At 64.8% G+C, this 21158-nt stretch carries 18 protein-coding genes; 9 read left to right on the top strand and 9 right to left on the bottom strand.

The annotated features are described in order from the left end of the window. Positions 1–11 precede the first annotated feature (11 nt). The 4 genes from OPU69_RS11040 to hisS all read right to left on the bottom strand — a co-directional run bounded on the left by OPU69_RS11040 (position 12) and on the right by hisS (position 4510). The gene (locus tag OPU69_RS11040) at positions 12–884 is read right to left on the bottom strand and encodes a DUF4167 domain-containing protein (RefSeq protein WP_067513034.1); all 873 of its coding nucleotides are present in this window, start codon (positions 882–884) and stop codon (positions 12–14) included. Between the two features lie 231 nt (positions 885–1115). Next, positions 1116–1973, bottom strand: coding sequence for a peptide chain release factor N(5)-glutamine methyltransferase (prmC, locus tag OPU69_RS11035; protein WP_060980256.1), 858 nt, complete (start codon positions 1971–1973; stop codon positions 1116–1118). 97 nt (positions 1974–2070) lie between these two features. Next, the gene (prfA, locus tag OPU69_RS11030; protein WP_066281836.1) at positions 2071–3159 is read right to left on the bottom strand and encodes a peptide chain release factor 1; all 1089 of its coding nucleotides are present in this window, start codon (positions 3157–3159) and stop codon (positions 2071–2073) included. Positions 3160–3262: 103 nt separating this feature from the next. Then, positions 3263–4510, bottom strand: a complete 1248-nt coding sequence (hisS, locus tag OPU69_RS11025; RefSeq protein ID WP_498511016.1) for a histidine--tRNA ligase — start codon at positions 4508–4510, stop codon at positions 3263–3265. 70 nt (positions 4511–4580) lie between these two features. On the opposite strand from hisS, the gene OPU69_RS11020 reads away from it, so the two are divergent. From OPU69_RS11020 to OPU69_RS10980, 9 genes are all read left to right on the top strand, one after another. Continuing rightward, on the top strand, positions 4581–6548 hold the full coding sequence (locus tag OPU69_RS11020; RefSeq protein WP_498511069.1) for a M61 family metallopeptidase: 1968 nt from the start codon (positions 4581–4583) through the stop codon (positions 6546–6548). Positions 6549–6608: 60 nt separating this feature from the next. After that, the gene (ppa, locus tag OPU69_RS11015; protein ID WP_498511014.1) at positions 6609–7142 is read left to right on the top strand and encodes an inorganic diphosphatase; all 534 of its coding nucleotides are present in this window, start codon (positions 6609–6611) and stop codon (positions 7140–7142) included. An 11-nt stretch (positions 7143–7153) separates the two neighbouring features. Beyond that, entirely contained in the window at positions 7154–7483 is a 330-nt protein-coding gene (locus tag OPU69_RS11010) for a hypothetical protein (RefSeq protein ID WP_081097097.1), read from the top strand. Between the two features lie 159 nt (positions 7484–7642). Beyond that, the gene (gene sucC / locus OPU69_RS11005) at positions 7643–8842 is read left to right on the top strand and encodes an ADP-forming succinate--CoA ligase subunit beta (RefSeq protein ID WP_110297548.1); all 1200 of its coding nucleotides are present in this window, start codon (positions 7643–7645) and stop codon (positions 8840–8842) included. A 262-nt stretch (positions 8843–9104) separates the two neighbouring features. Further along, the gene (locus OPU69_RS11000) at positions 9105–9854 is read left to right on the top strand and encodes an electron transfer flavoprotein subunit beta/FixA family protein (RefSeq protein ID WP_498511011.1); all 750 of its coding nucleotides are present in this window, start codon (positions 9105–9107) and stop codon (positions 9852–9854) included. Further along, positions 9851–10780, top strand: coding sequence for an electron transfer flavoprotein subunit alpha/FixB family protein (locus OPU69_RS10995; RefSeq protein WP_060980251.1), 930 nt, complete (start codon positions 9851–9853; stop codon positions 10778–10780). The genes OPU69_RS11000 and OPU69_RS10995 overlap by 4 nt, the downstream gene beginning before the upstream one ends. 205 nt (positions 10781–10985) lie before the next feature. Further along, positions 10986–12335 carry a chromate efflux transporter gene (gene chrA / locus OPU69_RS10990; protein ID WP_498511009.1) on the top strand — a complete coding sequence of 450 codons (1350 nt, stop codon included), beginning with the start codon at positions 10986–10988 and terminating at the stop codon, positions 12333–12335. A gap of 117 nt (positions 12336–12452) precedes the next feature. After that, on the top strand, positions 12453–12830 hold the full coding sequence (locus OPU69_RS10985) for a hypothetical protein (RefSeq protein WP_060980248.1): 378 nt from the start codon (positions 12453–12455) through the stop codon (positions 12828–12830). Between the two features lie 120 nt (positions 12831–12950). Beyond that, the gene (locus OPU69_RS10980; protein WP_498511007.1) at positions 12951–13607 is read left to right on the top strand and encodes a hypothetical protein; all 657 of its coding nucleotides are present in this window, start codon (positions 12951–12953) and stop codon (positions 13605–13607) included. A 26-nt stretch (positions 13608–13633) separates the two neighbouring features. On the opposite strand, the gene OPU69_RS10975 is transcribed toward OPU69_RS10980, so the two are convergent. The 5 genes from OPU69_RS10975 to OPU69_RS10955 all read right to left on the bottom strand — a co-directional run bounded on the left by OPU69_RS10975 (position 13634) and on the right by OPU69_RS10955 (position 20988). Beyond that, complete coding sequence (locus tag OPU69_RS10975; RefSeq protein ID WP_498511005.1) at positions 13634–14356, bottom strand: PepSY domain-containing protein; 723 nt, start codon at positions 14354–14356, stop codon at positions 13634–13636. Positions 14357–14358: 2 nt separating this feature from the next. After that, positions 14359–15024, bottom strand: coding sequence for a trimeric intracellular cation channel family protein (locus OPU69_RS10970; RefSeq protein WP_498511003.1), 666 nt, complete (start codon positions 15022–15024; stop codon positions 14359–14361). A 248-nt stretch (positions 15025–15272) separates the two neighbouring features. Next, positions 15273–16670 (bottom strand): dihydrolipoyl dehydrogenase, encoded by a 1398-nt coding sequence (lpdA, locus tag OPU69_RS10965; RefSeq protein WP_498511001.1) that lies wholly within the window; start codon positions 16668–16670, stop codon positions 15273–15275. A 177-nt stretch (positions 16671–16847) separates the two neighbouring features. Next, positions 16848–18101, bottom strand: coding sequence for a 2-oxoglutarate dehydrogenase complex dihydrolipoyllysine-residue succinyltransferase (gene odhB, locus OPU69_RS10960; RefSeq protein ID WP_498510999.1), 1254 nt, complete (start codon positions 18099–18101; stop codon positions 16848–16850). Between the two features lie 61 nt (positions 18102–18162). Further along, positions 18163–20988, bottom strand: coding sequence for a 2-oxoglutarate dehydrogenase E1 component (locus OPU69_RS10955; RefSeq protein ID WP_498510997.1), 2826 nt, complete (start codon positions 20986–20988; stop codon positions 18163–18165). Between the last annotated feature and the right edge of the window lie 170 nt (positions 20989–21158).

The following is a 21158-nucleotide window of genomic DNA, read 5'->3' as shown; positions in this document are numbered from 1 at the left end:
GGCCCCGAGGCTTATTCGGCCGCTGCCGCTTCCATGTCGCCCGACTCTGCAGCCTTGCGGCGCGGTGCGGCACGACGCTTGGGCTTGGGTGCTTCGGCCTCGACCGGCGCTTCGCTGGCGCTGCCGATCGCGGGAGGCAGGATCATCGGATCGAGCGCATTGGTGCCTTCCGGCTCGGCAGCGCGCGGCGGACGGCCACGGCCGCGCAGCGTGCGGCGCGGCTTGGCATCGCCATCACCATCGTCTGCAGCTTCGACCGGAGCCGGAGCGGCAACCGCTTCGTCCTGACGCTGGCGGGGCTGACGTTCCGCGCGCTCCTGACGCGGGCCTTCTTCGCGATCACCGCGAGGGCGGCGCTCGCGGCGCTCGCCGTTCTGGCGATCTCCGCCCTGGCGCTCATTATTCTGGCGGCCCTCGCGCTGCGGATTGTCGCGACGCTGGGTGCGGGGCTCGTCCTGCTCCTCGCCATCCTCGTCCTGGCTGCGCGCACTCGCATCATCGGCCTGATCCTGCGCATAATTGCGCTGTCCCTGGCCTTGCGGCGCGCCGTAGATGCCGTCGTCCTCGTCGTCGGCATAGTCGCCGCCAAGGTCGCGGCCCTGATCCTCGCGGGGGCGGCGATATTCGTCCTGACGGGCACGGTTGTCGGCGAGCACGCGGAAATAATGGTCGGCAAACTGCAGATAATATTCGGTGGCCACGCGGTCGCCGTTCATCTGCGCATCGTGCGCCATCTTCTTGTATTTCTCGAGCATCTGCGTGGCATTGCCGCGCGCCCGGCTGTCGATCCGGTTGCCCTGATCCATGCCTCCGCCGCGACCATTGTTCTGCGGACGGTTATTGCCACGGCCGCGACGACGGCTCGTTCCACGATTGTTGTTCAAAGTTGACGCTTCCTTATCAGTCGCAAGTGTCCTGCGTGTCCTCTGCGCGTCCGTGCAAGCGCTGCCCAAAGGCGCGCCGCGCGTCCCAAGCCTTTCATCCGCTTTGAGTGGCCGTGATAAGCTGCCCGAACAAGATGATTGGGGTCAGCAAGCGTGATGGGCCCTTCGCCGGCATCAGCGTTCTTGCTGTACAGGTGGTAGCGGGTCGCCAAGGGCTTGCCAAGCGAAATATCAGGTGGCTGCCCGGCGGCGCAACATCAGTGCGCGGTCATGCCCGGCCAGATCGCGGCGGCATTGCGCGCTATAGCCATGCGCGGCGGCGATGGCCGAGACCGGTTCGCACTGGCTGGCGCCGATCTCGAAGATCGCCATGCCTCTATCGGCGAGGAGCGCGGGCAGGGCGGGGATCAGGATCCGATAATCGTCCAGTCCCTCGGCGCCTGCGAACAATGCGGAGTGCGGCTCGTGCTCCATGACCTGGCGGGCAAGCGCGGCATCGGCCTCGATATAGGGCGGATTGGCGAGGATCAGGTCGAACGGGCCGGGCAGGGGCGTGGTCCAACCTTCGCGCCGCCAATTGCCGTGCAGCATCTGCGCGCGATGGGCCAGCCCGGTGGCTTCGGCATTGGCGCGTGCGATGCCGATCGCCGCTTCGCTGGCGTCGATGCCGACGCCGCTGGCATGCGGAAATTCGCTGAGCGCCGCCAGCAGCAACGCCCCCGATCCAGTACCCAGATCGAGAATGCGCGTCGGCGCGCGCTCGGCAAAGGCCTCAAGCGCAGCTTCGATCAGCGTTTCGCTGTCGCTGCGCGGTATCAGGACGGCAGGCGAAACGGCGAGCGTCAGCGTCCAGAAATCCTGCCTGCCGGTAATATAGGCGACAGGTTCGTGCGCCGCGCGCCGCGCCAGCCGCTCGGCAAAGCCGGAAGGCACCGGATCGCGCGTGCGCATCAGCAGCATGGTACCGCGATCAATGCCCAGCGCATCGGCCATCAGCAGCTCGGCATCGAGCCGGGGGGTGTCGGATATTCCGGAAAGGTCCGCCGCCGCTTCGCGCAAGGCATCGGCGATCGTTGCGCTCTGCGTCATTCCCGCGAACGCGGGAATCCCGCTTGTGCGCCGGTTTTGAAAGGAAGCGGGACCCCCGCCTGAGCAGGGGTGACGTTGAGATTTGATCCCGAAAATCTCACCCCGCCATATCCATGTTTGCCAGGCGCGCCGCCTGGTCCTCGGCGGTCAGCGCATTGATCAGCTCGTTCAGCCCCCAGCCTTCGAGAATCTCGTCGAGCCGGTGCAGCGTCAGGTTGATGCGGTGGTCGGTGACGCGTCCCTGCGGGAAATTGTAGGTGCGGATGCGCTCCGACCGGTCGCCCGATCCGACCATCGACTTGCGCGCATCGGCTTCGGCATTGGCGGCCTTGCTGCGTTCGAGCTCATAGAGCCGCGCGGCGAGCACCTTCAGCGCCTTGGCCTTGTTCTTGTGCTGCGACTTCTCGTCCTGCTGCGTCACCACCAGGCCCGAAGGAATGTGCGTGATCCGCACCGCGCTGTCGGTGGTGTTGACGTGCTGGCCGCCCGATCCGGAGGCGCGATAGACATCAATGCGCAGGTCGTTGTCATTGATCTGCACGTCGACCTCTTCGGGTTCGGGCAGGACGGCGACCGTGGCCGCGCTGGTGTGGATGCGTCCGCCGCTTTCGGTCACGGGAACGCGCTGCACCCGGTGGACGCCGCTTTCGAACTTGAGTTTGGCGAACACGCCCGATCCATTGACCGAGGCGATGACTTCCTTGAACCCGCCCACATCGGCGGCGTTGGCCGACAGGATCTCGATCTTCCAGCCCTGTTCTTCGGCAAAGCGCGTGTACATGCGCAGCAGATCGCCCGCGAACAGCGCCGCTTCGTCGCCGCCGGTCCCCGCACGGATTTCGAGCATGGCCGGGCGGTTGTCGGCGCTGTCGCGCGGCAGCAGCTTGATCGCGAGGGTCCTTTCGGCGGGAGGCAGGCGCTCGCGCACTGTCTCCGCCTCTCCGGCGGCAAGCTTGACGATATCGGGATCAGACTCGTTGTCCGCCATCAACCCTTCGAGCACTTCCAGCTCGGCGCGAAGGCGGCGGACTTCTGCAGCGGCGCGGGCGACCGGTTCAAGCTCGGCATAGTCCTTCGCCGTCTGGACGAACTCGTCGCCCACCAGCGTGCCCGAGGCCATCAGCGCCTGCAGCTTGCCAAAGCGCGCTTCGATCTGCGCGATACGTTCACCGGAAATCCGGGTCATTCTTGTGTCTCCCCCCGAGTTCCCACCCAGTCCGCCAGCGCGATTCCCGACACTGACTTGCTGCTTAGCGGCAGAATTACGGCATTTGTCATGGTTTGTGCCATCAAACCGTTGAAATACCGTTCAACAACGCCTCGACCCTGGCCTGCAATTCACTTTGCGGGGTGGACCTAATATTGGCCCTGGCCTGATCGCCATCATGCTGAAAGGAAATCAGGACCTTGGCGTTGATCTTTGCTGCCTTGTCGTAACGCTTGCGCGGCGATCCGGTGGCGATCATGTCGGCTGAAATTCCTGCATTGCGCAGCCGTGCCTGGGCCGAAGTCGCGGATGCGAGCGCGCGATCGTCTTCCACCGCGATGATGACATCGAGCCCGAAATCGCGGCCCGAAATGTCGCTCAGCATCGCCAACCGCTCGATTCCTGCGGCCCAGCCGACCGCCGGAGTGGGCGACCCGCCCAGATTCTCGATCAGCCCGTCATAGCGCCCACCGCCGAGCACCGTGCCCTGCGCACCGAGCCGGTCGGTGACGAATTCGAATGCGGTGTGGCGATAATAATCCAGCCCGCGCACCAACCGCGCGTTGCGCGTCCAGGCAACGCCGGCCGCATCGAGCCCGCTGGTCACCCTGTCGAAGAAGCTGGCGGCCTCGTCGGTGAGAAAGGCATCGATATCAGGCGCGGCATCGGCAATCGGGCGGTCCTGCGCTTCCTTGCTGTCGAGGATGCGCAAGGGATTGCGCTCCAGCCGGTCCTGCGATTCCTGCGAGAGATCGCCCTTATGTGCCTGAAAATGCTGAATGAGTGCGGCGCGCCAGGCGTCGCGGCTGGCGGCATCGCCGAGCGTGTTGAGCTGCAGTGTCACGCCTTCGCTGATGCCCAGCTCGCGCAAGATCTGGTCGGCCATGACGAGCAGCTCGACATCGGCCTGCGGCTCGCCCGCGCCGATGATCTCGGCATCGATCTGGTGGAACTGGCGATAGCGGCCCTTTTGCGGGCGCTCGTAACGGAACAGCGGGCCGTGCGTCGCAAGCTTGATCGGCGCATATTGCTGCCAGCCATTGGTGAGGTACGCGCGGACCAGCCCGGCGGTGAATTCGGGGCGCAGCGTCAGCGAATCGCCGCCGCGATCGTCGAACGTGTACATTTCCTTCGACACGACATCGGTGGTTTCTCCGAGCGAGCGCGCGAAGACGGCCGTGGCCTCGAACACCGGCATTTCGACGCGGCGGAAATTGTACAGGCGGCGCACCCGTTCGAACGTTTCGACCACATGGCCGAACCGCTCCTGATCTTCGCCGAAAATGTCCTGCGTCCCGCGGATCGCGCCTGGTGTACTGATTTTGGCCATATTCCGCGCCATTAGCGACTTTTTGATGCGACGCCAAACCGGCGGGTGCATTTTTTTGATGGGCATGTTTATGGTGCAGCAAACACGCACTTGCCAAAGGGTCTCCAAATTGCGTCAGCTCTTCGCTTCCACCGCTATCGTCCTTGCCCTGCTTGCCAGCCCCGCCATCGCCCAGAACAGCAAGCCCCAACCGGTGGCGGTCAAGGACATCGTACCCGCCGCGCGCGATATTCCCTTTCCCGGCGTCATGACGCTCGAGGTGGACGCGACCGATGTCGATCGCGCGATCTTCAGCATGAAGCAGACCGTTCCGGTGCCCGAAGATGCCCGCAATAACGGCCGTCTGACCCTGCTCTACCCGCAATGGTTGCCCGGCAACCATGCCCCGCGTGGCGAGATCGAGAAGCTGGTCGGCCTGAAGTTCAGCGCCAGTGGCAAGCCGCTTGCCTGGCGGCGCGATTCGCTCGACGTCAACGCTTTGCACGTCACCCTGCCCAAGGGCGTGCGCGAGGTGGTGGCGGAGTTTCAGTTCGTCAGTCCGACCGCCAGCAACCAGGGTCGTGTGGTCGTCGCGCCCAAGATGATGAACCTGCGCTGGAACAACGTGTCGCTTTACCCGGCGGGCTATTTCACCCGCAACATCCCGGTTGATGCGTCGGTCACCTGGCCGACCGGCTGGCAGGCGGGCAGCGCGATGCGGGCCAAGCGCACGACCGGCAACAAGGTCGCGTATGAGCGCGTCGACTATGATACGCTGGTCGACAGCCCGATGTTCGCCGGAGCGCATTTCAAGAGCTTTGCGCTGTCCGACAAGGTGACGCTCAACGTTGTCGCCGATGCGCCCGAATATCTTGCTGCCACGCCCGACCAGATCGAGGCGCACAAGCGACTGGTCGCCGAGGCCGAGCATCTGTTCGGCGTGCGGCATTATGATCGCTACGATTTCCTCCTGTCGCTCTCGGACGAGATGAGCGGGATCGGCATCGAGCATCATCGCAGCAGCGAGAACGGCGTCGGTACCGGCTATTTCACCGACTGGGCCAAGGGGCCGGGATCGCGCAACCTGCTGCCGCACGAGATGACGCACAGCTGGAACGGCAAGCACCGCCGTCCGCAGGGCATCTGGGCGCCCGATTTCCGCACGCCCAGCCGCGACGACCTGCTCTGGGTCTATGAGGGGCAGACCCAGTTCTGGGGCTATGTGCTGGGCGCGCGGTCGGGGCTGTTCAGCTATCAGGACACGCTCGATGCCTTTGCCAGCATCGCCGCCGGGCTCGACCGCAGGGCAGGGCGCGACTGGCGCCCGCTGGTCGACACGACGCACGACCCCATCATCGCCGCGCGCCGCCCCAAGGGCTGGACCAGCTATCAGCGCAGCGAGGACTATTACAACGAGGGCATGATGATCTGGCTCGAGGCCGACCAGATCATCCGCCGCGAGTCGGGCAATGCCCGCTCGCTCCAGGATTTCGCGCGCAGCTTTTTCGGCGGGCGCGAGGGCGACTGGGGCGTGGTCACCTATGAGCTGCCCGATGTCGTCGCTGCGCTCAACGCTGTCCAGCCCTATGACTGGCAGGGCTTTTTCCAGAGTCGCGTGTTCGAGGTGACGCCCGAGGTCGGCAAGCAGGGCTTTGCGCTGGGCGGATACGAGCTGGTCTATGTTCCGGAAGCGAGCAATTTCATCCGCTCCGGCGAGGCCGCCTCGGGCACCACGGATCTCAGCCATGCGATCGGCCTGATCGTCGAGAAGGACGGCAAGATCGCGCAGGTCATGTGGGGCAGTCCGGCCTTCGATGCGGGCATGACCGTGGGCGACCAGATCACCGGGGTGGCCGGACGCGACTATTCGGGCGAGGCGCTGAAATCCGCCGTCGCGGCAACCACCAGCACCGGCAGCGTCCAGCTTCTGGTCAAGCGGGGCAAGCGTTACCGCGAAACCGCACTTTCCTATCGCGGCGGCTTGCGCTATCCGGCGCTCCGCAAGACGGGGCAGGGCGAAACCGGCCTGGACCGCCTGCTTGCGCCGCAAACCCGCTGAACGCTGAAGGAACGGGCAGCCCGTTCTTGCGGGGATAACAGAACAAAGGCATTCAACCTCATGCTTATCAAAGAGATTCCGATCGGCAAGAACCCGCCGAACAATGTCAACGTGATCATCGAAGTGCCCACCGGTGGCGAGCCGGTGAAATACGAGTTCGACAAGGCCTCGGGCGCGCTGTTCGTTGACCGCATCCTGCACACCCCGATGCGCTATCCTGCCAATTACGGCTTCATCCCGCACACGCTTTCGCCCGATGGCGATCCGCTCGACGCGCTGGTGGTGGCCCGTTCGCCGTTCATGCCCGGATCGGTCGTGCGCGCGCGTCCCATCGCGGTGCTGAACCTCGAAGACGAGCATGGCGGCGACGAGAAGGTCGTCTGCGTGCCCGATACCGCGACCTTCCCGTATTATACCGATGTGCGCGAGAAGGAGGACATGCCCGACATCGTCTTTGCGCAGATCGAGCATTTCTTCACCCACTACAAGGACCTCGAAACCGAAAAGTGGGTGCGAATCGGTAAATGGGGCGATGCCGAAGAGGCGCGCCGCATCATCACCGAGGCGATCGAACGCGCCCAGGCTGCCAAATAAGCGGTACGGTCATGGGCATGAGGATCGCAGCCTTTCGCAGCGTCGGCAGCCTTGCCGCGCTCGGGGCTGCGATCCTCGCGCTTTCGGCCTGCGCCACGCCCGAGGCGCGCACGCGCGCGGCGCTGGAGCGTACGGGGCTGAGCCGTCCGGTGTCGGCCTGCATGGCCAGCCGCATGGTCGACCGACTTTCGCTGGTGCAACTCCAGCGCCTGGGGCGTCTTGGCAAGCTGCAACAGGCGGGCAGTTTCGACGAATTCCTGCGCCGCACCCGGGCGCTGGGCGATCCGGAAATCCTGGGCGTCGTCAGTTCGTCCGGCCTGATTTGCGCAGTGCGCAACTGACAATCCAAAAACCGCCACGCCCTGTTCGTTTGCAGGGTTTCCTTTGGTGCGCGTCTATGCTTTAGCGCGGCCACATACGTTCATCGACCGATTAACGGTCGGGTTTGGACCGAAAACGAGTCGTCCGCCCGGCCACATCAGAAAGGCATGGGAGCCCTCATGAACATCCACGAATATCAGGCCAAGGAACTGCTCGCGAAATATGGCATCGGCATCCCCGCCGGCCATGCCGCGCTGACCGTCGAAGAAGCGGTTGCCGGCGCCGAAAAGCTGCCCGGGCCGCTCTACGTCGTCAAGGCGCAGATTCATGCCGGCGGTCGCGGCAAGGGCAAGTTCAAGGAACTGGGTGCCGATGCCAAGGGCGGCGTGCGCCTCGCCAAGTCGCTTGACGATGTTCGCAAGGACGCGGGCGAAATGCTCGGCAACACGCTGGTCACCATCCAGACCGGCGACGCGGGCAAGCAGGTCAACCGTCTCTACATCACCGATGGTGTCGACATCGCTGCCGAATATTATCTGTCGATGCTGGTCGACCGCAAGACCGGCCGCGTCGCCATGATCGTCTCGACCGAAGGCGGCATGGACATCGAGCAGGTCGCGCACGACACGCCCGAGCGCATCACCACGATCACGATCGACCCGGCGCAGGGCTTCATGCCGCACCATGGCCGCGCCGTTGCGTTCGCGCTCAAGCTGACTGGCGACCTCAACAAGCAGGCCGCGAAGCTGGCGCAGCAGCTCTACACTGCGTTCATGGATCTCGATTGCGCGATGCTCGAGATCAACCCGCTGGTCGAAACCAAGGACGGCAAGCTGCTCGTCCTCGATACCAAGATGAGCTTCGATTCGAACGCGCTCTATCGTCATCCCGATGTCGAGGCGCTGCGCGACGAGACCGAGGAAGACCCGATGGAGGTCGAAGCCTCCAAGTACGATCTCGCCTATATCAAGCTCGATGGCGATATCGGCTGCATGGTCAACGGTGCGGGCCTGGCCATGGCGACGATGGACATCATCAAGCTCAACGGCATGTTCCCCGCCAACTTCCTCGATGTCGGCGGCGGTGCGAGCAAGGAAAAGGTGACGGCAGCGTTCAAGATCATCCTGTCCGATCCGGCGGTGAAGGGCATCCTGGTCAACATCTTCGGCGGCATCATGAAGTGCGACATCATTGCCGAAGGCATCGTCGCGGCGGCCAAGGAAGTGAACCTTTCGGTCCCGCTGGTCGTGCGCCTGGAAGGCACCAACGTGCAGCAGGGCAAGGACATCCTGGCGAACAGCGGCCTGCCGATCGTCAGCGCCGACAATCTTGGCGACGCCGCCGAGAAGATCGTCGCGCAGGTCAAGCAGGCGGCTTGATTGTGTTCTTATCCTCTCCCTTTACGGGAGAGGATATGGAGACTTGGCGGCAGTGCCGCCTAGTCGGAATTGGAGAGTGCCTGCGACGCCACTAATGCAGCGCAAACAGCCTCTCCCAGCTTCGACTAGGCGCTTACAGCGCCAAGTCTGCGCAACCCTCTCCCGTCAAGGGAGAGGGGAGTGGTAGCACGCCACTCCACCACTTGACGTTTACGTGAACGGAAACTAAATAGCGTTCACGATCATTAGGGAAGGAAGCGCCATGAAGATCCTTGTGCCCGTGAAACGGGTCATCGACTATAACGTGAAGCCGCGCGTCAAGGCGGATGGCACCGGGGTTGACCTGGCCAACGTCAAGATGAGCATGAACCCGTTCGACGAGATCGCCGTCGAAGAAGCGCTGCGGATCAAGGAAGCGGGCAAGGCTGAAGAAGTCGTCGCCGTCTCCGTCGGCCCGGCCAAGGCGCAGGAAACGCTGCGCACCGCGCTCGCCATGGGTGCCGATCGCGCGATCCTGATCGAAACCGACGAAACCGTCGAACCGCTAGCCGTCGCCAAGCTGCTCGCCCAGGTCGCTGCGGAGGAAAATCCGGGCCTGATCCTGCTCGGCAAGCAGGCGATCGACGATGACAGCAACCAGACCGGCCAGATGCTCGCGGCATTGCTCGGCTGGGGCCAGGCGACCTTCGCCAACACCGTGTCGGTCGAAGGTGACAGCGTCACCGTCGCGCGCGAGATCGATGGCGGCCTGCAGACCGTCAAGCTCAGCACGCCCGCGATCGTCACCACCGACCTTCGTCTCAACGAGCCGCGCTATGCCTCGCTGCCCAATATCATGAAGGCGAAGAAGAAGCCGCTCGATACCAAGACCCCGGGCGATTACGGCGTGGATATCGCTCCGCGTCTGACCACGCTCAAGGTCACCGAACCGCCGGTGCGCAGCGCCGGGATCAAGGTTGCCGATGTCGACGCTCTGGTCGGCAAGCTCAAGGAAATGGGAGTTGGCGCATGAAGACGCTCGTATGGGTTGAACATGACAATGCTGTCATGAAGGATGCAACGCTCGCGGTCGTCACGGCGGCGGGCAAGCTGGGTGAAGTGCACGCGCTGGTCGCGGGCAAGGGCTGCGGCGCGGTGGCCGAGCAGGTTGCCAAGGTCGCTGGCGTCGCCACCGTCCATGTCGCCGACGATGCCTCGCTCGAGCATGGCCTGGCGGAAAACGTCGCGCCGCTGGTGGCCAAGCTGATGGAAAGCCACGACGCGTTCCTCGCGCCCGCCACCACCACCGGCAAGAACATCGCGCCGCGCGTCGCAGCCCTGCTCGACGTGATGCAGATTTCGGACATTCTCTCGGTCGAAGGCCCCAAGACCTTCACCCGTCCGATCTATGCCGGCAACGCGATCGCCACCGTCGAATCGTCGGATGCCAAGCTGGTCATCACCGTGCGCGGTACCGCGTTCGACAAGGCGGCGACCGAAGGCGGTTCGGCCGCGGTCGAGAATGTCGGCGGCGCCACAGACGCTGGCCTGTCGACCTTCCTCAGCGCCGAAATCGCGAAGAGCGAGCGGCCTGAGCTGACCAGCGCCAAGATCATCGTTTCGGGCGGCCGCGCGCTGGGGTCGGGCGAAAAGTTCGAGGAAGTCATCACCCCGCTCGCCGACAAGCTCGGCGCCGGCATCGGCGCATCGCGCGCCGCGGTGGACGCGGGCTATGTCCCCAACGATTATCAGGTCGGCCAGACCGGCAAGATCGTCGCGCCGGAAGTCTATGTCGCCGTCGGCATCTCGGGCGCGATCCAGCACCTTGCGGGCATGAAGGACAGCAAGACCATCATCGCCATCAACAAGGACGAGGACGCCCCGATCTTCCAGGTGGCTGACATCGGCCTGGTCGCGGACCTGTTCACCGCGGTGCCGGAGCTGACCGGCAAGCTGTGATCGGCTGATCCGGTTTGAGTAATGCGAAACCCCGGCGGGCAACCGCCGGGGTTTTTGTCTGAGTGGTACCGCCCGTTCCGGTCCCGTGCGCGGGAGGGAAAGGTGCCCTCTTCCATCCCTCTTTCCAACCTGTTAGCCAATCAATCATCGGGGCAGGGCGAACCCCCGGTCAGGTGCTTTCAGCTCCCAAGCTTTGCCGTTCATCATGATCCGCGCGCAGGTGCGGAGGAACGGTTGCGGGGTTTATGACGAGCGAACATCCGACATTTGGGGAAGCGTGCGCGTGTTCGCGCGGATCGGGCTGCTGAGCTTTGGCGGGCCGGCAGGGCAGATCGCGTTGATGCATGACGAGCTGGTGGACAAGCACCGCTGGATCGAGGAGCCGCAATTCCTGCACGCGCTCAATTTCTGCCACTTGCTTCCAGGGCCAGAGGCGCAGCAGCTGGCGACCTATATCGGCTGGAGGCTGCACGGGCTGCGCGGTGGGCTGATGGCGGGAACGCTGTTCCTGCTGCCCGGCGTCGCGATCATCATGGCGCTGTCGATGCTCTATGTCGCGGCGGCGGGGCTCGACTGGTTCGCGGCCTTGTTTCTGGGGATCAAGGCGGCGGTGCTCGCGGTGGTGGTGCAGGCGCTGATCCGGATTGCGGGGCGCGCGCTCGATACCGGTTTCAAGCGCGCGCTGGCGGCGGCGGCGTTTGTAGCGCTGGCGCTGTTCGATCTGCCCTTTCCGCTGGTGGTGCTGGGCGCGGGGCTTGCGGGATGGCTGGCGGCGACCTGGCGACCCGGCTGGCTGGCGCTGAAAGCAGGCGGGCCGGGCGCAGACGCGCCGCCGCGCCCGTCGATCCCGGCCACGCTGCGCACCATCGCGGCCTGGGGCGCCATCTGGGCGCTGCCGCTACTCCTCATCTGGGTTACGCTGGGCGACGATCATGCGCTGATGCAGATCGGGCTGTTCTTCTCACAGCTCGCGGTGGTCACCTTTGGCGGGGCCTATGCGGTGCTCGCCTATATGGCGCAGCAGGCGGTGCAGGGCTTCGGATGGCTGAATGCGGGCGAGATGGCCGACGGGCTGGGCCTCGCGGAGACGACGCCGGGGCCGCTGATCCTGGTGACGCAGTTCGTCGGCTTTCTCGCGGCCTATCGCGATGCCGCGCCGTTCACGCCGCTGGTCGCGGGGGGGCTCGGCGCGCTGATGACCATCTGGGTGACATTTGCGCCGTGCTTCCTATGGATATTCACCTTCGCGCCCTGGATCGACCGGTTGCAGCATGCCAGGCGGCTGAAGGGCGCTCTGGCCGCGATTACGGCATCGGTGGTCGGCGTGATCGCCAATCTGAGCCTCTGGTTTGCGCTGCACGTCATCTTCACCCGCGTGGAGGAGCGCGAGTTGGGACCGCTTCGCTTCGACTGGCCAGATGCGGGATCGATCGATGGACTGGCTCTGGCGCTGGCGGCATGGGCCGCGGTGCATCTGCTCGTGCTCAAGCGGTCGGTGGTCGAGGTGCTGGGCGTCGCTGCGGTTCTAGGGCTTGCTGTCAGACCGTTCATCTAAACAACCTTATTCCTGAACAAATGCTGTCATCCCAATTCAGCCCCGCCACAGCGGCGAATCGCTAGACCGTGTTCAACCCGTCGAGACTGGCGGGGTCAGGACGGAAGGAATGGAACGATGGCAAAGGCAAAGAGTGTTATCGGCGCAGCGCTGCTCGGCGCTGCTGCCATGGTTTCGGCAGCGGTCCCGGCGGCAGCCCAGTGGCATGGCGGTGGCCCCGGCTGGGGTGGCGGCTGGGGCGGGCGCGGCGATCGCGCGGTGAACCAGTGTGTGCGCGCCGCCGAGATCGAGGCGCGCCGCTTCGGCCGCTTCGCGCAGGTCACCGACATTCGCGATATCGACCGCACCCGTTTCGGGCTGCGCGTGCAGGGCCGCATCGTGGTGGAAAATGGCGGTCGCTGGCGCGGCAATACCGATCGTGGCCGCTTCACCTGCTTCGTGGATCGGGGCCGGGTCTATGACGTGCGTCTCAGCGGGCTCGGCAATTTCCGCTAAGACAAGGGTCTGACCCCTTGCTCCCTGGCGGTTCAGCCTGGCGACAGGCTGAACCGCCTAAACCTGAACACAAAGGTACAGCGCCATTGCGCCCGGGCCTTGCCGACAGAAAGGCATGCAATGTTGAAAGCACTGACAGGTCTGGGCGCTGCGGGCGCGATGCTCGTGACCGGCATGACCCCGGCGATGGCCGCGCCGGCACCGCGCGGCACGTTCGATGCAGCTCCGGTCGGCGCGCTGGGATGGAACCCCGGGGATGAAAGCGCCAGCCAGTGGCGCGGCGGCTGGCGCGACCGGCGATGGCGCGGCCGCAACCGCGGCGTCGATGCCGGCGATATCCTCGCTGGCGTCCTGATCCTCGGCGGCATTGCTGCGGTAGCCAGCGCTGCGACCAACAGCGCGCGGCGCAATGGCGATGACCGCAGTTTCAATGACGATGTCCGCTCGGCGAGCGATCGCTGCGGTGCGGCGGCGGTGGCCCAGTCCGGCTTTGGGTCGCGGATCGAGCGGATCGACAATGTCGTGCGTGACGGTCAGGGCTGGCGCGTCGAAGGCCTCGTCGGGTCGCGCCGCGATGGTGTCGATAGCTTCACCTGCGGCATCAGCTTCGGCCGCATCGATTATGTCCGCTTCAACCGTGCCAACGGCAACTGGGGTGCGAATGACGGCGTCTTCGACAATGGCGTCGCGGTCACCGATCCGCCGTTCAGCGTCGATCCCGATGAGGACGACTATGCCTGGCGCAATGATGGCAGCGAACCGTTTCCGCCCGACTAAGGGCGCGATTTACCGGACGGGATCGGTCATTTCTGGCCGTTCCCACCCGGTCTGACCCCCTGCGGCGCGCTTCGCCCCTTCGCGCGCCGCAGGGGTAACAGACATATCCCGATCAGGATCGAGATGACGGCCAGAGCGGCAAAGCCGATCAGGATCGGGTGATTGGTGTCTTCGCGCGTCTGCAGATCCATGATGTGCAGGCCCCACATGAAGTCGAATGCGCGCCACAAGGCGCTGCGCGTGACCAATACGGCGCCGGTTTCCGCGTCGATATAGATATGCGTGTCGTCGGCAAAGCGCGCCTGCCAGCTCGGGCGCGGGCGGCGCAGTTCGAGCGGGGCGTTGTCGGCAGAAAAGCGGGTCACCGCCGCAAGTTCCGCCTTCCCGGCAAAGGCTGCGCGCGCGAGCAGAGCGGCCTCGCGGGCGCTTACGGAAGGCAGCAGCGCGCCAGTACGCGCATCGGCGCGGCGCTTGCCGCCATCGGCATAATCAACCAGCCAGACCAGCGTTTCCGCTTGCTGACTCAGCGTCAGTGTCTGCACCGGTCGACCCTCCAGGATCGGCACCACGGGGCGAAAGCCGGGCAGGGCAGGGGCTTCAGCCTTCAGATGCTCGCCGCGCACCGTGTCGATCGGGAAGCTCGCCATGAACAGGCCCGAAGCGGTCCAAAGCAACAGCGGCACGCCGACCAGCCAGCCCAGCCAGACATGCCAGCGCATCACCATCCGCCGCCTGAGCCTGAATGCCACGACTAATCCTCCGAGCGACTGCCGCCGCGATAGGCGGGCAGCGCGATATTGTAGCGGATGGCCAGGCCGCGCAGCACGAAGCCCGCGACTGCGCCGATGATCGCGGCGATCTCCACCTCCAGCCCGACGAGCCTCAGCGCGACATAGGAGCCGGAGCCCAGAGCGGCGGCGGTGACGTAAAGCTCGGGCCGCAGGATGATCGACGGCTCGCCCGCCAGCACGTCGCGGATGATGCCGCCGACGCACGCGGTGATCACGCCCATCATCACGGCAGGCAGCGGATCGACGCCGAACTGCATCGCCTTGGCCGCGCCGAACACACTGTATGCGCCGAGACCTATTGCATCGAACCAGTCGAGCATCCTTCCCTCCCACCAGCGCTGCGGCGTGACCCAGAGCAGCGCGGAGACCGCCAGCACGACCACCAGCACGCGCGAATTGACGATCCAGAAGACCGGCGCGCCGATCAGAAGGTCACGCACCGTGCCGCCGCCGACGCCGGTGACGAGGGCAAAGAAGGTGAAGGTGACGAACGTCTGCCGCTTCGCCGCCGCCGCCAGCGCGCCGGATGCCGCGAACACCGCGATCCCGAACATGTCGAGCGTGCCGAGGATCGTGCCGAGATCGATGGCGGTGGGCAGGGGGCCAGGGGAGAGGGGGGTGGTCATGCGGCAGCTCTAAGGGAGTGAGGCCTTGAATACACGCTCTTCCGTCATCCTGAACTTGTTTCAGGATCTATCGTGCCCCAACAACCGAAACTGCGCGAGGATAAATGGACCCTGAAACAAGTTCAGGGTGACAAGGAGATTGACAGGTGTCGTGCGACACCCTGAGTGCAATACAGAGAAATCACTCCCCCCACCCAACCCTCCCCCATCAAGGGGAGAGGGCTTTTTAGGCGAGGGCGAGTTTGGCCTCAGATATGGATCGGCTTGCCCTGCACGGCCATCGCGGCTTCCTTGAGCGCTTCGCTGTGCGTCGGGTGGGCGTGGCAGGTATAGGCGATGTCCTCGCTGGTGCCGCCGAATTCCATCGTCTGCGCCGCCTGCGCGATCATCGTGCCGCCGAGCGATGCGATGATCCATACGCCGAGCACGCGGTCGGTCTTGGCATCGGCGATCACCTTGACCAGGCCGTCGCCCTCGTGATTGGTCTTGGCGCGCGAGTTGGCCATCATCGGGAACTTGCCGACCTTGATTTCGCCGCGTTCTTTCGCCTGTTCCTCGGTCAGGCCCACGCCCGCGATTTCGGGCATGGTGTAGACGACCGACGGAATGATGTCGTGGTTCACGATGCCGGTCAGGCCCGCGATATTCTCTGCCACGGCAATGCCCTCGTCCTCGGCCTTGTGCGCCAGCATCGGGCCGGGCACGCAATCGCCAATCGCCCAGATGCCGGGGACCTTGGTCTGGAAATCATGGTCGATCTCGACCTGGCCGCGACCATTGACCGCAAGCCCCGCCTTGTCGAGCGCGAGGCCATCGGTGTTGGGACGGCGACCGATCGAGACCAGCACGACATCGGCGTCTATGGTTTCGGCGGCACCGCCAGCGGAAGGCTCGACGGTCAGCACGGCCTTGCCGTCCTTGACTTCCGCGCCGGTGACCTTGGTCGAAAGCTTGAACTGGATGCCCTGCTTCTTGAAGACCTTGTTGGCTTCCTTGCGGATTTCGCCGTCCATGCCGGGCAGGATCTGGTCGAGATATTCGACCACGGTGACCTTGGCGCCCAAGCGCTTCCACACGCTGCCGAGCTCGAGGCCGATCACGCCGCCGCCGATCACGACCATGTGATCGGGCACCTTGGCGAGTTCGAGCGCGCCGGTGGAATCGACGATGACCTGCGCCTCATTGTCCACGGTAATGCCCGGCAGCGGGGTGACCGACGATCCGGTCGCGATGACGATGTTCTTCGCGCGATAGCTCTTGCCTGCGACCTCGACGGTATCGGCGCTGGTGAATGCGGCATGGCCCTTGAGCCATTCCACCTTGTTCTTCTTGAACAGATATTCGATCCCGCCGGTCAGGCCCTTCACGGCATCGCGGCGCTGCGCGTGCATGGTCTCGAGGTCCAGCTCGACCGTGCCCTTGATGCCCAGCTTGGCGAGCTTGCCGCTGGCCGCTTCCTCGAACAGTTCGGAGGCGTGCAGCATCGCCTTGGAGGGGATGCAGCCGACATTGAGGCAGGTGCCGCCGAGCGTTGCGCGGCTTTCGACGCACGCGGTCTTCAGGCCCATCTGCGCTGCACGGATCGCCGCGACATAACCGCCAGGGCCGGCACCGATCACCAGGACGTCGAAATCATAATCAGCCATTTTCAAACTCCATCGTGCGCTCGGGCCATATCAGACCTGTCTGGCACTGTCTTTCCCGTCATTCCCGCGAAAGCGGGAATCCCGCTTTCTGATGACGATGAGGCGGAAGCGGGACCCCCGCTTGCGCGGGGGTGACGAAACAGGGTCTCGTCGGTTCCGCCTGCCGTATCGCTTGCGTTACAGATCGATCAGCAGCCGCGTCGGGTCCTCGATCGCTTCCTTGATCGTCTTGAGGAAGGTCACGGCCTCGCGACCGTCGATCAGGCGGTGGTCATAGCTCAATGCCAGATACATCATCGGGCGCGCGGCGATCGAGCCGTCGGGCATGACGACCGGACGCTGGTCGATGCGGTGCAGGCCCAGCACCGCGCTCTGCGGCGGGTTGATGATCGGGGTCGACATCAGCGATCCGAACACGCCGCCGTTGGAGATGGTGAAGGTGCCGCCCTGCATCTCTTCCATCTTCAGCGTACCGTCCTTGGCGCGCTTGCCGAAATCGGCGATGGTCTTCTCGATGCCGGCGAAGCTCAGGCTCTCGGCGTTGCGGATGACCGGCACAACCAGGCCGTTGGGCGCGCTGACCGCGACAGAGATATCGGCATAATTGTGATAGACGATCTCGTCGCCCTCGATCTGCGCGTTGACCGACGGAACGTCCTTGAGCGCGAGACACGCGGCCTTGGCGAAAAAGCCCATGAAGCCGAGGCGCACGCCGTGCTTCTTCTCGAACAGGTCCTTGTACGTGTTGCGCGCCTCCATCACCGCGGTCATGTCGACATCGTTGAAGGTGGTCAGCATCGCCGCCGTGTCCTGCGCGCTCTTGAGGCGCTTGGCGATGGTCTGGCGGATGCGGGTCATGCGCACGCGCTCGGTCTCGCGACCGGCAGCACCGCTGGCGACCGGCGCAGCGGCGGCGGCGGGAGCGGCGGCGACCGGCGCAGGCGCGGCCTTGGCAGCTTCAGCCGCAGCGGCGAGCACATCTTCCTTGGTCAGGCGGCCGTCCTTGCCGGTGCCCTTGATGCTGGTCGGGTCGAGGCCATGCTCGAGCACCAGGCGGCGCACGGCGGGCGACAGGCTCACCGGTTCGCCGGTCGGGGCGGGAGCGGGCGCGGCGACCGCTGCCGGAGCAGGGGTGGCTTCGCTCTTGGCGATCGCGGGTTGCGGCGCGGCAGCGGCGGTGGCGACGGCAGCGCCCGAGCTTTCGATCGTGGTCAGGATCGAGCCGACCTGCACGGTATCGCCTTCGGAAAAGATCAGCTGGCCCAGCACGCCCGCGGCAGGGGCGGGGACTTCGACCGCCACCTTGTCGGTTTCCAGGCTGGCAATCGGCTCGTCGGCGGCGACGGTGTCGCCCGGCTTCTTCAGCCATTCGCCGATGGTCGCTTCGCTGATCGATTCACCCAGAACGGGGACTTTGACTTCGATGCTCATGGTTCTCAAACCCTATTTCTATCCGCGTCCAACATGCGGAATTGATTGTTTTTCTGCTGGCTCAGCTACCGCGCTGGCGGCGGATTTCCTCGCGGACATTATGGCCGAGCGCATCGGCGATCAGCGCGCCCTGTTCGGCCTGGTGCCGCTTGGCGAGGCCGGTGGCGGGCGATGCCGCCGCAACGCGACCGGCATAGCGGGCGCGCTTGGGGGCGACGCCTGCATCGGCCAGGCATTCCTCGATGAACGGTTCGACGAAGAACCAGCTGCCATTGTTGCGCGCTTCTTCCTGCGCCCATACGACCTCTTCCAGATTGACCATGCGCTTGAGGCGGATGGTCAGCGGCTCGCCGGGGAAGGGGTAGAGCTGCTCGAGCCGGATGATCGCGGTGTTCTTGTCACCGGCCGCATCGCGCGCTTCCATCAGGTCGAACGCCACCTTGCCCGAACACAGCACCAGGCGCTTGATGTCCTTGTCTTCCGGCTGGTTCGGGTCGGAAAGGATGCGCATGAAATGGCTGTTGCCCTGGAACTCGCTCGCCTTGGACACCGCCATCTTGTGCCGCAACAGCGACTTGGGCGTCATGATGATCAAGGGCTTGCGGAAGTTCCGGTGCATCTGGCGGCGCAGCACATGGAAATAGTTGGCCGGCGTCGTGATGTTGCACACCTGGATGTTGTCGCCCGCGCACAGCTGCAGGAAGCGTTCGAGTCGCGCCGAGCTGTGTTCCGGACCCTGGCCTTCCATGCCGTGCGGCAGCAGCATCACCAGACCGTTGGCACGCAGCCATTTGGCCTCACCGCTGGCAATGAACTGGTCGATCATGATCTGCGCGCCGTTGGCGAAATCGCCGAACTGCGCTTCCCACAGCACCAGCGTCTTCGGATCGGCCATGGCATAGCCATATTCGAAACCGAGCACGCCATATTCGGACAGCGGGCTGTCGAGCACCTCGAACCGGCCATGCGGCACCTGTTCGAGCGGCAGATAGCGGCTGCCGTTATTCTGGTCGATCCAGACTGCGTGCCGCTGGCTGAACGTGCCACGACCCGAGTCCTGACCCGAGAGGCGGACGGCATAGCCTTCCGACACGAGCGAGCCGAAGGCCAGCGCCTCGCCGGTCGCCCAGTCGAAGCCTTCGCCCTTGTCGAACATCTCGCGCTTGGCTTCGATCACGCGGCGCAGCGTCTTGTGCACCTCATGGCCTTCGGGGATGGTGGTGAGCGTTCGGCCCAGGCTGTCCATCAGCTTCTTGTCGATGCCGGTTTCGACGTTGCGCCGCGCGGTTTCGTCATCGGCAGGCATGTGCAGGCCCGACCAGCGACCGGCGAACCAGTCCGCCTTGTTGGCCTTGTAGGTCTTGCCCGCCTCGAACTCGATCTCGAGATTGTCGGAAAAGGTCTTGGCGGTGCCGTCGATCCAGTCCTGCGTCACCACGCCTTCGGCGATCAGGCGATCGCCGTAGATCTTGCTGACCTTGGGATGCTTGCGGATCTGCGCATACATCTGCGGCTGGGTGAAACTGGGCTCGTCGCCTTCGTTATGACCGAAGCGGCGATAGCACCACATGTCGATCACGACATCGCGATGGAAGCGCTGGCGGAAGTCGATCGCCATCTTGCAGGCAAAGGTTACCGCTTCCGGATCGTCGCCATTGACGTGCAGGATCGGTGCCTGGACGCCCTTGGCGACGTCCGACGAATAGGGCGACGAGCGCGCGAATTGCGGGCTGGTGGTGAAGCCGATCTGGTTGTTGACGATGAAGTGAATGCAGCCGCCGGTATTATAGCCGCGAATGCCCGAAAAGCCGAGGCACTCCCACACGATACCCTGACCCGCGAACGCCGCGTCGCCGTGCAGCAGCACGGGCAGCACCTGGTTGTGATCGGCGAGATCGTCGCGGATCACCTGCTGCGCGCGGACCTTGCCGAGCACGACCGGATCGACCGCTTCGAGGTGCGAGGGGTTGGGGACCAGCGACATATGCACGCTGATGCCGTCGAACTCGCGGTCGGTGCTGGTGCCGAGGTGATATTTCACGTCGCCCGAACCGCCGACATCATCCGGGTTGGCCGAGCCGCCCGAGAATTCGTGGAAGATCACGCGATAGGGCTTGGCCATCACATTGGCGAGCACGTTCAGGCGGCCGCGATGCGGCATGCCATAGACGATTTCCTTGAGGCCGAGCTGGCCGCCGTACTTGATGACGGCTTCGAGCGCGGGGATCATCGACTCGCCGCCATCCAGGCCGAAGCGCTTGGTGCCGACATATTTCTTCGCGAGGAAATTCTCGAAGGTCTCGGCCTCGATCACCTTGGAAAGGATCGCCTTCTTGCCGTTTTCGGAGAACTCGATGACCTTGTCGACGCCTTCCATCCGGTCCTGGAAGAAGCGGCGCTCCTCCACGTCCGAGATGTGCATGTATTCGAGGCCGACCTTGCCGCAATAGTTCGCGCGCAGCGTATCGATGAGCTGACGCACGGTCGCGCTTTCGAAGCCCATCGTGCCACCCAGGAACACGGGCTCGTCGAGCTCGCTGCCTGTAAAGCCGTGATATTCCGGCGTGAGGTCAGCGGGCAGTTCCTGCTGCGACAGGCCGAGCGGGTCGAGATCGGCCGCCAGGTGGCCGCGCACCCGGTAGGTGCGGATCAGCATCATCGCCCGGATCGAGCGGTCCGCCGCACGCGCGATCGCCGCTTCGTCCACCGGTTTGCCGGCCTTGGCCGAGGCATCGCGCACCGCGGCCTTGACCGCTGCCTGCATCTGCATCGGGTCGAGCGCCGCCGTCAGGTCGTCGCTGTCGGCCAGCGGCCAGTTGCCGCGCTGCCAGCTCGGGCCCTGTTGCGGGCCTTCTGCGGGGTCGAAATCAAATCCGTCGTAGGTCATATCCTGGCGTCCCTTTTCCCTCTCCCCACCGTGGGAGAGGGTTGCGCAGACTTGGGCAAATATGTGCCCCAGTCGAAGCTGGGTGAGGGGGGAAGCCACGCTACCGGCGTGCTCCCGGCCCTCTCCCTCGCACCGCTTCGCGATGCATTCCCTCTCCCGCTGGGGGAGAG

Source organism: Blastomonas sp. 34TW (assembly GCF_059803595.1).
The sequence above is the reverse complement of the archived record's forward strand: the minus strand, read 5'-3'. Positions and strand labels throughout refer to the sequence as shown.